The sequence below is a fragment of the Microbacterium imperiale genome, assembly GCF_017876655.1.
GTDB lineage: Bacteria > Actinomycetota > Actinomycetes > Actinomycetales > Microbacteriaceae > Microbacterium > Microbacterium imperiale.
The window spans coordinates 450744-463579 of sequence record NZ_JAGIOK010000001.1; the positions used below are offsets into that span (position 1 = coordinate 450744).

Below are 12836 nucleotides of genomic sequence, written 5' to 3' on the forward strand. Positions count from 1 at the left end.
GGCGGGTCAGGCGCTCGGATCGGACGGCAGCAGATCCGGGCGCCGCTCGCGGGTCCGGGCCACCCGCTGGTCGTGACGCCACTCGGCCACCCGGCCGTGGTGTCCGCTGAGCAGGACGTCGGGCACGTCGTATCCGCGCCAGGCGGCCGGTTTCGTGTACGAGGGGTACTCGAGCAGACCGTCCTCGTGAGACTCTTCGACGAGGCTCTCGGGATTGCCGACCACACCGGGGATGAGGCGGCCGATCGCCTCGATCATCGCCATCGAGGCGACCTCGCCGCCATTGAGCACGTAGTCCCCGAGACTCATCAGCCGAACATCACCGAGGGTCGCGGCGTACGCGAACACGCGCTCGTCGATGCCCTCGTACCGGCCGCATCCGAACACCAGATGCGAGGCACCGCTCAGCTCGCGCGCGGTCGCCTGCGTGAAGAGCTCGCCCGCCGGCGACGGGAAGATGAAGGTGGGGCGGGATGCCGCATCCGCCACGATCTCGTCGAGCGCGGCGCCCCACGGCTCCGGCTTCATGACCATGCCCGCTCCCCCGCCGTACGGGGTGTCGTCGACGGTGCGGTGACGGTCGGAGGTGTGCTCGCGCAGGTCGTGGACACGCACGTCCAGCAGCCCGGCGCCGCGCGCCTTGCCGAGCAGAGAGACTTCGAGGACGTCGAAGAACGCGGGGAAGATCGTGACGACGTCGACGCGCACGTCAGTCCTCGGTCGTCGCGTCGCCGCCGTCGTGCGGTACCGCTGCGTCTTCCGGGGCGGCGTCGTCGGCCGGCAGTTCCTCGAACAGGCCCGCCGGCGGCGTGACGATGACACGACCCGCGGCGACATCCACCTCGGGCACGATCGCCTTGACGAAGGGGACGAGGATCTCGGCATCGTCGCCGTCGCGCTGAACGATCAGCAGATCCTGCGCAGGCAGGTGGTCGACCCGCGTGACGCGGCCGACACGATCGCCGTCGCGCACCACATCCAGGCCCACGAGCTGGTGGTCGAACCAGGCGTCGTCCTCGGCCGGAGACTCGGCGTCCTGGTCAATCCAGAGGATCGCCTTCACGAGGCTCTCGGCGGCGTCGCGGTCGTTGACGTCCTCGAGGAAGAGCACGGGATGGGAGTTCATCCACCGGAACTCCCGGACGGTCACGGTCTTGCCGTGCCACGGCGATGCCTCGGGCACCTGCAGAGTAAAGGTGGCGCCGGGGACGAAGCGCCCGTCGGGATCGTCGGTGTACAGCTCGAGCTTCAGGGCGCCCTTGAGACCGTGGGCCTTGACGAGACGCCCGACGCGGAGCTGCGTGCCTGCGGGATTGGTCGCCACGTCAGTCGTCCGCGACATCGACGCGGACACGGGTGCCGTCGGCCAGCGCGCTGATGAGGGTGCGCAGGGCCTTCGCGGTGCGCCCGCCGCGCCCGATCACCCGTCCCCGGTCGTCGGGGTGCACGCGCACCTCGAGGACCTCGCCGCGAGGCGACGTGGAGGAACGGATGACGACGTCGTCGGGGTGATCGACGATCCCCTTGACGACGTGCTCGAGCGCGGCGGACAGCAACGAATTACTCCGCGTCGGTCGCGTCGGCGGCGGGGGCCTCGTCGGCCGGAGCCTCGGCGGGCTCGTCCGCCTTCTTGGCGGCCTGCGGCTTGATGACCGACTTCTTCGAGGCGTCGGCGACGAACTCGCTCTTGCCCTCGGCCGTGCGGACGGTCGAGACGGCGTTCTTGTCGCCCTTGAACTTGCCCCAGTCGCCCGTGAGCTTCAGCAGCGCGGTGACCTGCTCGGTCGGCTGAGCGCCCACCGACAGCCAGTACTGCGCACGCTCGGAGTCGACCTTGATGACCGAGGGCTCCTCGGTCGGGTGGTACTGACCGATCTCCTCGATCACGCGGCCGTCGCGCTTGGTGCGCGAGTCGGCGACGACGATGCGGTAGTAGGGCGCGCGGATCTTTCCGAGGCGCTTGAGACGGATCTTGACAGCCACAATTCTCCTGAGTGGTGTGATGTGAAGTGAACGTCGCCTGGAGCGTGGGGTGCACACCCGGCGGGAGCTCTGAGGGCGGACCTTCCCGCCGGATAGAGGGTCGAGCGGGCGGTCCAACCGTCTATTTTGCCAGATGAACCGAGCTGTCGCGAACCGCGCCGTACCGCGTGTCAGACTGTGGCCATGACGGTCCCCTTCGCCACGTCTGCCCGCTCGTCCGTGGGCATCGAGTGGGAGTTGATGCTCGCCGACCGCGAGAGCGGCGATCTGGCCCCCCGCGCCCCCGAGGTGCTGGCGGCGGTCGAGGAGGCTTCGGCTCTCGAGCGCTACACGATCACCGGTGAACTGCTCACGAACACGATCGAGGTCACGAGCGGTGTCGGCGACACCGTGGCGGCGGCCGTCGACGACATCGATGACGCCATCCAGCGCGTCCGCGAGTTCGCGGCCCCGCGGGGCCTGGAGATGCTGTGCGCGGGCAGCCACCCGTTCGCGCGCTGGTACGAGCAGCAGATCACCGACAAGACGCGCTATCACAAGCTCATCGAGCGCACGCAGTGGTGGGGTCGCAACATGATGATCTGGGGCATCCACATCCACGTCGGTGTCGAGGACGTCAACAAGGTGTTCCCGCTCATCAACGCCCTCTCGCTCTACCTCCCCCACCTGCAGGCGCTGTCGGCGTCGAGCCCGTTCTGGGCCGGCGATCGCACGGGATACGCCTCGAACCGCGCGCTCGTGTTCCAGCAGCTCCCGACGGCGGGCCTGCCGTGGAGCTTCACCGAATGGCGCGACTTCGAGAACTACCTCGACGGCATGGTCCGCACCGGCGTCATGGAGGACGCCTCCGAGGTCCGCTGGGACATCCGACCCGCGCCGAAGTGGGGCACGATCGAGATCCGCGCCTGCGACGGGATGTCGACCCTGCCGGAGCTCGCCGCGGTCGCCTCTCTCGTGCAGGTGCTCACCGAGCACCTGTCGCGGCAGCTCGACGAGGGCCGCACTCTGCCGGTCATCCCGCCGTGGTTCGTGCGCGAGAACAAGTGGCGAGCCGCACGCTACGGGCTCGACGCCCGCCTCATCGTCGACGCCGACGGGACCCAGCGCCCCGTCACGGAGCACCTGCGCGAGACGATGGAGATGCTCGAGCCGATCGCCGTCGAACTGCACTGCGCGCGCGAGTTCCGCGGTCTGCGGACGATCCTCGACCAGGGCGCGAGCTACCTGCGGCAGACGCGTGTCGCCGACGCCGCGGACGGAGATCTGCGCGAGGTCGTGCAGCATCTCATCCGCGAGTTCCGCGACGGCCCCACCCTGCGCGAGCACCTCGCCCAGCCCGACACCGGGCGCTGAGCGAGAGCCCGCCGGCGGGATCAGCGCTTGCCGAAGAGCTTCTGGATCTCGGCGAGGTCGGCCTCGCTCGGCTGGGCCTGAGCACCGCCGAGCCCGAAGCCGGAGCCCGTCGGGGCGGCGGTCGCGATCCCCGCGTTCTCCGCGGCACGCTTGGCCGGGTTGCCCGAGCGCGAACCGCCCTTGCTCTTCGCCTGCTTGCCGCGCTTGCTCGAGGCGCCCGGCTTGCCGCCCACCGGCCCCATGCCGGGGATGTTGGGCACACCGCCGCGCGCGACGGTCTTCATCATCTTCGCCGCCTGGTCGAAGCGCTGGACGAGCTGGTTCACGTCGGTCACGGTCATGCCCGATCCGCGCGCGATGCGCAGGCGCCGCGACCCGTTGAGGACCTTCGGGTTGCGTCGCTCCGCCGGCGTCATCGAGCGGATGATCGCCTCGGTGCGGTCGATCTCACGCTCGTCGAACTGCTCGAGCTGCTGCTTCATCTGCCCCATGCCCGGCAGCATGCCGAGCATCTTCTTCATCGAGCCCATCTTCTTCATCTGCTGAAGCTGGTCGAGGAAGTCTTCGAGCGTGAACTGCTCCTTCGCGAGCTTCTCGGCGACCGCGAGGGCCTCCTCCTCGTCGAAGGCCTGCTGCGCCTGCTCGATGAGGGTGAGGATGTCGCCGAGGTCGAGGATGCGGCTCGCCATGCGGTCGGGGTAGAAGGGCTCGAGGTCCTCGAGACCCTCACCCGTGGAGGCGAAGATGATCGGGCGCTGGGTGACCGAGGCGACCGAGAGCGCGGCACCGCCGCGGGCGTCACCGTCGAGCTTCGACAGGACGACGCCGGTGAAGTCGACGCCCTCCTGGAATGCCTTGGCCGTGTTGACGGCATCCTGTCCGACCATCGCATCGATGACGAACAGGACCTCGTCGGGATCGGTCGCCTTGCGGATGTCGGCGGCCTGCTTCATCAGCTCGGCGTCGACGCCGAGACGTCCGGCGGTGTCGATGATGACGATGTCGTGCTGCTGACGACGCGCGTACGCGACGCCGTCGCGCGCGACCCGCACCGGGTCGCCGACGCCGTTGCCCGGCTCGGGAGCGAACACGGCCGCTCCGGCACGCTCGGCCACGACCTGGAGCTGGTTCACGGCGTTCGGGCGCTGGAGGTCGCACGCGACGAGGATCGGCGTGTGGCCGTCCTTCTCGAGCTGCTTCGCGAGCTTGCCCGCGAACGTCGTCTTACCCGATCCCTGCAGACCGGCGAGCATGATGACCGTCGGCGGGTTCTTGGCGAACTGCAGGCGCCGCTGCTCGCCACCGAGGATGCCCACGAGCTCTTCGTTGACGATCTGCACGACCTGCTGCGCGGGGTTGAGCGCGCGGTTCACCTCGTCGCCGAGGGCGCGTTCGCGCACCTTCGCGGTGAACTCCTTGACCACCACGAGGGCGACGTCGGCGTCGAGCAGCGCCCGGCGGATCTCGCGAACCGTCTGGTCGACGTCAGCCGCGCTGAGCTTTCCCTTGGTGCGGAGATTCCGGAAGGTCTCGGTAAGACGGTCGGAGAGCGTGCCGAAAGTTGCCATGATCCCTCGATTCTATGCGAGGGGCCGCAGGCGTCAGCGCCGGGATGTCAGGCGTCGCGCGCGATCCGCGCCGCCCGGGACACCGTCGAGGCGAGCTCGGAGCGCCCGGCACCGTCCCGGGCCCACGCCGCGACGGCGGCCAGCACGGCGCCACCCCAGGCTGCGGCTCGGACATCTGCCTCGAGCCGGTCCGCACCGCCCCGGACCAGAGCGCCCGACACGGCGCGGGCGATGCGCGAGCTGCGCATCGCCGCCTCGCGCGCCAGTTCGTCGGCGACGCCCATCGCGACATCGTTCACGATCGCGAGCGCGAGGGCGTCGGGAGCGAAGCCGCGCGCCAACTCGGCGATGGCTGCGTCCACCGCCGCCGAGCCGGCAGCGCCGTCGAGCTCGCGCTCGAGGAGCCCGATGCGCTCGTCGAGCCCCGACCAGAGCACCGCCGATTTCGACGCGAAGTAGTTGAAGAAGCTCGACCGGCTGACACCCGCTCGGGTGGTGATGTCGGCGACGGTCGTGGCGTCGTAGCCGCGCTCGAGGAAGAGCTCGCACGCCGCTTCGGCGAGCGTCTCGCGCGACGACACGCGGGGGCGGCCGGCTCGACTCTCGGAGGTCACCGTGACAGCCTAGGCGTAGCGTATTGTTGGACGCCGTCCAGATATGGAGGAGGCACCGTGCTCGATGTGCGGACCGTGGGCCTGAGCCCCGACTACATCCCCTACCGCGAAGGCTGGGATCTGCAGCGGCGCGTGCACGACGACGTCGTGGCGGGCGCTCCCGACACCTTGCTGCTGCTCGAGCACGACGCCGTCTTCACGGCCGGCGCACGGACGGCCCCGCACGAGCGCCCCGCCGACGGCACGCCCGTCGTCGACGTGGACCGGGGCGGCAAGATCACCTGGCACGGACCGGGTCAGCTCGTCGGGTATCCGATCGTCCGCCTCCCGGAGCCGGTGGATGTCGTCCAGCACGTCCGTCGCCTCGAGGCTCTCCTCATCGCCGCGCTCGCCGATCTCGGCGTCGCCGGGCACCAGGTGCCCGGTCGCAGCGGCGTGTGGGTGAGCGCGGGCGACAATGATGCGAAGATCGCCGCGATCGGCGTGCGGGTGCAGCGGGGCGTCACGATGCACGGCTTCGCCCTGAACTGCAGCAACGACCTCGCACCGTTCGCGCAGATCATCCCCTGCGGCATCCCGGACGCCGGCGTCACGACGGTCTCGGAGGTCCTCGGCCGCAGGCTGACACCCCACGACGCGGTCGGAGCTGTGCGGCGGCACTTCGCCGCAGACTTCGCGACGGCGGTCGCCGCATGAGCGGCTGCGCCGCGCCGACGGGCGCACCGGCAGCCGGCGGACCGGGGGGACGCAAGCTGCTCCGGCTCGAGATCCGCAACGCCCAGACCCCGATCGAGCGCAAGCCCGAGTGGATCAAGACGAAGGCCCGTATGGGTCAGGAGTACCGCGCCCTGCACGACCTCGTCCGCGATGAGGGGCTGCACACCGTCTGCCAGGAGGCGGGATGCCCGAACATCTACGAGTGCTGGGAGGACCGCGAGGCGACCTTCCTGATCGGCGGCTCGCAGTGCACGCGCCGGTGCGACTTCTGCCAGATCGACACGGGCAAGCCGGCCGACTACGACACGGACGAGCCGCGCCGTGTCGCCGAGAGCGTGAACCGGATGCAGCTGCGCTACGCCACCGTCACGGGCGTGGCCCGCGACGATCTGCCCGACGGCGGGGCGTGGCTGCACGCCGAGACGGTCCGCCGCATCCACGCCGAGAACCCGACGACCGGTGTCGAGATCCTGGCCACCGACTTCAACGGCGACCCGGCGCAGCTCGACGAGGTGTTCGACTCGCGGCCGGAGGTGTTCGCCCACAACGTCGAGACCGTGCCGCGCATCTTCAAGCGCATCCGTCCCGCTTTCCGCTACGAGCGCTCGCTCGGCGTCCTCACGCGGGCGCGCGCCGCCGGGCTCATCACGAAGTCCAACCTCATCCTCGGTATGGGTGAGACCCCGGACGAGGTCGTGCAGGCGCTGCAGGACCTTCACGACGCGGGCACCGACATCGTGACCATCACGCAGTATCTGCGGCCCACCCCGCGGCACCTGCCGGTGGACCGGTGGGTCAAGCCCGACGAGTTCGTCGCCTTCCGCGAAGAAGCCGAACGCATCGGGTTCCTCGGCGTGCTGGCGGGTCCGCTCGTGCGGTCGTCCTACCGCGCCGGCCGGCTGTGGGCGCAGTCGATGACGGCGAAGGGGCGGACGATTCCGGACCACCTGGCCCACCTGTCGGAGTCGGGTGCGGCGGGGTTCGCTCAGGCCGTCTGAGGCGCGGCTGCGACCTCAGGCGGCGGTCGGGTCGGGCGGCCAGACGTAGGGCAGATCGTCGGGCACGTCGCCGAACCGCGGCCGGTAGAACTCCGGATCCTTCCGCACCAGGTTCGAGCGGTGCGACAGGTGCAGCGCCTCGTCGCCGAGCCACGGCGGCAGGTCGAGGTCGGCCTGCGCGACCCCGTCCACCTCGGGGGCGAAGGCCACCAGCTGCGGGCGGACGGTATCGGGGTGCCCCGCGGCGATCCAGGCGTCCGTCATCGCCAGGCCGTAGGAGACGAGAGCCGGCAGGTACCCGCGCCACATCTTCGCGGCGGGGTGGTGGCGCCAGCCGTAGCCCGGAACGGTGTTCGCGCGGAGCAGTTGCAGAGTCTCGACACGCTGCTTGCCCAGCCGCGGGGAGTCCAGCGCGGCGGCGGAGTCGGCGAACGACGCGTACGGGAGGAAGGTCTGCACGATCAGTCGGCGCTGGTGACCGACTGGATGCTGCCGTCGCTCGTGAGGTTGACCAGGAGCACCTCGTCGGTCGAATCGGGGTCGAGTGCGTACTCCAGCACCGCGAAGGGGTCTGTGCCCCCGTGCTCGTCGGCGAGGATCGTCATGCTGATGAGCTGCAGCGACCGGATGACGTCCATGTGGGTGTCGCCCGAGACGTCGACCAGGAACGACTCGATGTCCTCTCCCAGCTCCTCCTGCTGCTGCAGGATAAACTCCGTCACCTCGCTGGTGCGATCACTGATCTCGGACACCATCGCGTTGCGCGCGGAGAGGTCGATCGTCTCGATCGCCGAGATCATCGCGGCTGCGACGTCGAGCGCAGCCGGCGACACGTCGTCCTGGTCGGGCGCCGTGAGGTCGACGGTCACCGTCTGGTCGCCGATCTCGACCTGATCCGACCAGAAGATCGATCCGTCCGGACCGGACTCGAGGAGTCCGAAGTAGTCGTGCTCGATCGCCATGTGTTTATGAAACCAGCCGTGAGGGTGCGGGGGAAGTGGTGACGCGGCGCGGCGCGGGAGTCAGTCGACCAGCGCCGACGCGAAGACGTGGGGGGTGAAACCGGTGAGGTCGCCGATCCCCTCTCCCTGCCCGAGGAGTTTGACGGGGATGCCGGTGCGCTCCTGCACCGCGAGCACGAAGCCGCCCCGTGCGGAGCCGTCGAGCTTCGTGATCACAAGCCCCGTGACGCCGGCGTGCTGCAGGAACGCCTCGGCCTGCATGACCCCGTTCTGACCGGTGGTGGCGTCGAGGACCAGCAGCACTTCGCTGATGGGCGCCTGCTTCTCGATGACGCGGCGGATCTTCGTCAGCTCGTCCATCAGGCCGCCCTTGGTGTGCAGCCGCCCGGCGGTGTCGACGAGCACGATCTCGGTGCCGGTGCGCTTGGCGTAGTCGATCGTCTGGAAGGCGACGGAAGCCGGATCCTGACCCTCCTGCTGCGGGCGCACGATGTGCGCGCCGCCGCGTTCTGCCCACGTCGCGAGCTGATCGACGGCGGCCGCGCGGAAGGTGTCGGCGGCGCCGACGACGACCGAGCGGCCGTAGCGCTGCAAGAACTTCGCGAACTTGCCGATCGTCGTGGTCTTGCCTACGCCGTTGACACCGACGACGAGGACGACGGCGGGACGCTCGGTCAGACGCAGCGTCGAGTCGAACGCCGCGAAGCGCTCCTCGAGCGATTCCTTGAGCATCCGTTGCAGGTCGCGCGGATCGGTCGTGCGGTAGCGCTCGACCTTGCCGCGCAGCTCGTCGACGAGGCGCTCGGTGATGTCGGGACCGAAGTCCGCCGTCAGCAGGGCGGTCTCGAGGTCGTCCCACGTGTTCTCGTCGATGGTCGGCTTGACGAAGAGCCCGCGGAGGGCACGCGACAGCGACCAGGGATTGTCGGCCATGCTCTCAGCCTACGGCGCCCGCGCGTTCGCGCACGCGCTGACCCACGACCGCCGACACGCCGTCCTGCCGCATCGAGACGCCGTAGAGCGCGTCGGCGATCTCCATCGTGCGCTTCTGGTGCGTGATGACGATGAGCTGACTGGACGCGCGCAGCTGCTCGAACACGCCGAGCAGGCGCCCGAGGTTCGCGTCGTCGAGCGCCGCCTCCACCTCGTCGAGGATGTAGAAGGGGCTGGGGCGAGCCTTGAAGATGGCGGTGAGCAGCGCGACGGCCGCGAGCGAGCGCTCGCCGCCCGAGAGCAGCGACAGCCGTTCGATCTTCTTGCCGACCGGGCGCACCGAGACCTCGATGCCCGTCGTCAGCGGGTGGTCGGGATCGGTCAGCGAGATGCTGCCGGTTCCGCCCGGGAACAGGATCGGGAAGACCTCGCCGAAGGCGATCTTGGTGTCCTCGAACGCGGCCAGGAAGATCGTCTGCATCCGCTCGTCGAGCTCGTCGATGATCGTGAGCAGGTCGGCGCGGGTCTGCGTCAGGTCGGCGAGCTGTTCGGTGAGGAACGCGTGGCGTTGCTCGAGCGCCGAGAACTCCTCGAGTGCCAGCGGGTTCACCCGGCCGAGCTGTGCGAGCTTGCGCTCCGCCTCTGCCAGGCGCCGGCGCTGCTGCCCGCGTTCGAACGGCGCGGCGTCACCGTCCTCGCCCGGGATGGGCTGATCAGGGCCGTATTCCGCGATCAGGATGTTCTCCTCGAGACCAAGTTCCGAGGAGACGCGCTCGAGCAGGCTGGTCACGTGCAGCTTCTTCTCGTGCATCTGCATTTCCAGGCCGTGCACGGACTCCGTCAGGGCCGCCAGACGCGCGCGGGCAGCCTGGTCCCGCTGACGCAGATCGGACAGTTCGGCGGTGATCTCGCTGCGCGACTGCTCGGCACGCCCCAGCTCGACGCGGGCCTGCGCGACGGACCGGTCGATCGACTCCATCAGCGGCGGCAGCTGGCTCGCGACGGCATCGGCGACCTCCCGCTGGCGGCGCCGGATGACGGCGCGTCGGGCGGCTTCGGCGGCGGCGGCCTTCTCGCGCTCGCGCTGACGTTCGAGCTGCGCGACGCGCGCCTCGCCCGCGCGCACGCGCTCGCGGAGGGTCTCGACATCCAGCCGGGCGCGCATCTCGTGCTCGCGGGCGCGTTCGAGCGCGTCCAGCAGGCCGTCCCGCGCCGAGGCGTCCAGGATCGGGCGCGGCGCGGCCGTCGCCGCCGCCAGCGCATCGTCGGCCTCCCGAGCCGCCGTCTCAGCGTCGGCGACGGCGGCCGTCGCGGGCGCGAGTCCGGCCTCGAGCCGGTCGCACTCCGCGACCGCGGCCTCGAACCGGACGGTGGCTCGGTTGAGCTTCTCGGCGTCGGCCGCGAGCGCGGCATCGTGCGCGCGCAGCGTCTCGAGCGTGGTGCGCGTGCGGGTGCGGGCCTCGTTCCACGCGGCCTGAGCGTCCGACAGCGACTCGCGCAGTGCGTCGACGACGACGGTCAGCTCCGACAGTCGGTCGGCGGCCGCATCCCGCTCGGCCGCGAGCTCGAGACGTGACCGGCCGGCACCGGACCCGGCGCGCAGTGTGCGCCACGAGACGAGCTCGCCCTGCGTCGTGACGATGACGGCGCGGTCGCGGTCGGCGGGGTCGAGCTGTTCGCGCAGAACGGTGGCAGCCGCGAGGTCGTCGACGATGAGGACGGCAGACAGCTGGCCCAGCACACCGGGCGGCGCCGCCGTGACGTCGACGGCGCGGACAGCACCGGATGACGACGCGGCGATCGGCTCGCCGGCCGACGCGTCGGCGAGGACGATGTCGACCACGCCCAGGTCGTCGGCGCGCGCGATGTCGGCGGCGGCCACCGCGGCCGCGACGTCGTCCACGAGGATGCCTTCGGCCAGCGCACCGAGCGCAGCCGCCACCGCGGCCTCGTACCCCGGCTCGACCTTGACGGCGTCCGAGACCAGTGAGCGCACTCCCCCGGCGCCTCGGTGCAGCAGGTCGGCGGCGGCGTTGCGGATCTCGAGGGCGCGCCCGAGCGCTGCCGTCTGAGCGGTCAGCGACTCCGCCTCGCGCTCAGCGGCGTGAAGCCGCTCGCGGATGCCCGAGACCTGCGCCTCGGCGTCGGCGGCATCGCGCTGCGCGCGGTCGTACGCCGCGGTGTGCTCGGCGGAGCTGGCCTCAGGGCTCGCGTCGGTCTGCACAGCGGCGAGAGCCTCCTCGGCCTCGGCGCGGCGGGAACGCGCGGCGTCGAGCCCGCGTTGCTGCCGCTCCACGGCGGCACGCAGTGCGTCGAGCCGGGATGCCGCGGCGTCGGCCCGGCCGCGCAGCTTCGTCAGCCGCATGTCGTGCTCCGACACGAGGGCGCTCTGGGCCGCGATGTCCGAGTCCAGCGCGTCGAGCTCGGCCCGGGCGCGGATGACGTCCCGCGAGGCAGCGGCGGCGACATCCTGGGCATCGCCGACGCCGGCGGCGATCTCGTCGACCTCCTGGCGCGCCTCGTCGATCGTTGCCTGACCGACCGTTGCAACCTCGACCGCGAGCTGCCCGTCGTCCTCGAGCAGCGCGCGGCGCTGGGCGGTGAGCGTGTGCAGCCCGCGCACGCGTTCCTGCACCTGCTCGAGGGCGAACGCCGTGGCCCGCGCTCGATCGACGGCCTCCGATCGCTGCTCGGCCTCGAGCGCGTCGATGCGCTGCTTGACGCCGTCGAGCTGATCCTGCAGGACCACGCGCTCGGCGTGTCGCTCGTGCTCCGCGCGCGCGTGGTCGGCCAGCTGCGCGCGCAGCGACACGAGGTCGTCGGCGAACAGGCGCGCTTTGGCATCGCGGACCACCGCCGCGATCGTGGCCGCCTCGCGGGCGACCTCCGCCTGCTTGCCGAGCGGCTTCAGCTGCCGCCGCAGCTCGCCGGCGAGGTCGCTCAGTCGCGTGAGATTCGCCTCCATCGCCTCGAGCTTGCGGACCGTCTTCTCTTTGCGACGGCGATGCTTGAGGATGCCGGCCGCCTCTTCGATGAAGCCCCTCCGGTCCTCGGCGCTGGCCTGCAGGACCGTGTCGAGACGCCCCTGCCCGACGATGACGTGCATCTCGCGGCCGAGGCCCGAGTCGCTCAGCAGCTCCTGGACGTCGAGCAGACGGCAGGTCTCGCCGTTGATGGCGTACTCGCTCGCGCCGTTGCGGAAGAGAGTCCGACTGATCGTGACCTCGGAGTACTCGATGGGCAGCACACCGTCGTGGTTGTCGATCGTCAGCTGCACCTCGGCGCGTCCGAGCGGTCCGCGCGTCGCGGTGCCGGCGAAGATGACGTCCTCCATCTTGCCGCCGCGCAGCGTCTTGGCGCCCTGCTCCCCCATCACCCAGGCGAGCGCGTCCACCACGTTCGACTTACCCGATCCGTTGGGCCCGACGATGCAGGTGACGCCGGGCTCGAGGACGAACGTGGTCGGCTGGGCGAACGACTTGAAGCCCTTGAGCGTGACGCTCTTCAGGTGCATGTCGGGCCCTCCCGGGGGTCGGTGAACGTCCACACGCTACCGGAGGATGTCGGTCCGGACTTGACGCCGCACCGCGCGGACCGCTAGCGTCACAACCCGCATCCCCGATGGAAGGAGGTTCCCCGATGTTGATCACTGTCACCGCGTTCGCTGTCACCGCTCGTTCCGAGCACCGCGACCGTTTCGACCGCGTT

13 protein-coding genes are annotated in these 12836 nt (G+C 70.6%); 3 read left to right on the plus strand and 10 right to left on the minus strand.

All coding sequences use genetic code 11. The annotated features are described in order from the left end of the window. Positions 1 to 6: 6 nt before the first annotated feature. From trmD to rpsP, 4 genes are read right to left on the minus strand one after another with little or no spacing between them, the layout of a single operon-like run. Complete coding sequence (trmD, locus tag JOF37_RS02145) at positions 7 to 708, minus strand: tRNA (guanosine(37)-N1)-methyltransferase TrmD (protein ID WP_210004673.1); 702 nt, start codon at positions 706 to 708, stop codon at positions 7 to 9. A gap of 1 nt (position 709) precedes the next feature. After that, positions 710 to 1342 (minus strand): ribosome maturation factor RimM, encoded by a 633-nt coding sequence (gene rimM, locus JOF37_RS02150; protein ID WP_210004674.1) that lies wholly within the window; start codon positions 1340 to 1342, stop codon positions 710 to 712. After that, a complete protein-coding gene (locus JOF37_RS02155; protein ID WP_210004675.1) occupies positions 1326 to 1556 on the minus strand; it encodes an RNA-binding protein in 231 nt (76 codons plus the stop codon). The genes rimM and JOF37_RS02155 overlap by 17 nt, the downstream gene beginning before the upstream one ends. Before the next feature lie 4 nt (positions 1557 to 1560). Next, positions 1561 to 1983 carry a 30S ribosomal protein S16 gene (gene rpsP, locus JOF37_RS02160; RefSeq protein WP_210004676.1) on the minus strand — a complete coding sequence of 141 codons (423 nt, stop codon included), beginning with the start codon at positions 1981 to 1983 and terminating at the stop codon, positions 1561 to 1563. 183 nt (positions 1984 to 2166) lie between these two features. On the opposite strand from rpsP, the gene JOF37_RS02165 reads away from it, so the two are divergent. Then, positions 2167 to 3336 carry a glutamate--cysteine ligase gene (locus JOF37_RS02165; protein ID WP_210004678.1) on the plus strand — a complete coding sequence of 390 codons (1170 nt, stop codon included), beginning with the start codon at positions 2167 to 2169 and terminating at the stop codon, positions 3334 to 3336. A 20-nt stretch (positions 3337 to 3356) separates the two neighbouring features. Here JOF37_RS02165 and ffh read toward each other — a convergent pair whose 3' ends face one another. Together ffh and JOF37_RS02175 are read right to left on the minus strand one after the other, a co-directional pair. Beyond that, complete coding sequence (gene ffh / locus JOF37_RS02170) at positions 3357 to 4904, minus strand: signal recognition particle protein (RefSeq protein ID WP_210004681.1); 1548 nt, start codon at positions 4902 to 4904, stop codon at positions 3357 to 3359. Between the two features lie 47 nt (positions 4905 to 4951). Next, the gene (locus tag JOF37_RS02175) at positions 4952 to 5518 is read right to left on the minus strand and encodes a TetR/AcrR family transcriptional regulator (protein WP_210004683.1); all 567 of its coding nucleotides are present in this window, start codon (positions 5516 to 5518) and stop codon (positions 4952 to 4954) included. 57 nt (positions 5519 to 5575) lie between these two features. Here JOF37_RS02175 and lipB point away from each other — a divergent pair, with 57 nt between their 5' ends. After that, positions 5576 to 6214 (plus strand): lipoyl(octanoyl) transferase LipB, encoded by a 639-nt coding sequence (lipB, locus tag JOF37_RS02180; RefSeq protein WP_210004685.1) that lies wholly within the window; start codon positions 5576 to 5578, stop codon positions 6212 to 6214. Then, entirely contained in the window at positions 6211 to 7233 is a 1023-nt protein-coding gene (gene lipA, locus JOF37_RS02185) for a lipoyl synthase (protein ID WP_210004686.1), read from the plus strand. Before lipB ends, lipA begins: the two co-directional genes overlap by 4 nt. A gap of 15 nt (positions 7234 to 7248) precedes the next feature. Here the strand turns inward: lipA and JOF37_RS02190 are convergent, their stop codons facing one another. From JOF37_RS02190 to smc, 4 genes are read right to left on the minus strand one after another with little or no spacing between them, the layout of a single operon-like run. Next, positions 7249 to 7692 carry an MSMEG_6728 family protein gene (locus tag JOF37_RS02190; RefSeq protein WP_210004687.1) on the minus strand — a complete coding sequence of 148 codons (444 nt, stop codon included), beginning with the start codon at positions 7690 to 7692 and terminating at the stop codon, positions 7249 to 7251. A gap of 2 nt (positions 7693 to 7694) precedes the next feature. Next, complete coding sequence (locus JOF37_RS02195) at positions 7695 to 8195, minus strand: DUF2004 domain-containing protein (protein ID WP_210004690.1); 501 nt, start codon at positions 8193 to 8195, stop codon at positions 7695 to 7697. A 60-nt stretch (positions 8196 to 8255) separates the two neighbouring features. After that, a complete protein-coding gene (ftsY, locus tag JOF37_RS02200; RefSeq protein ID WP_210004691.1) occupies positions 8256 to 9128 on the minus strand; it encodes a signal recognition particle-docking protein FtsY in 873 nt (290 codons plus the stop codon). Positions 9129 to 9132: 4 nt separating this feature from the next. Then, a complete protein-coding gene (gene smc, locus JOF37_RS02205) occupies positions 9133 to 12642 on the minus strand; it encodes a chromosome segregation protein SMC (protein ID WP_210004693.1) in 3510 nt (1169 codons plus the stop codon). Positions 12643 to 12836: the final 194 nt, after the last annotated feature.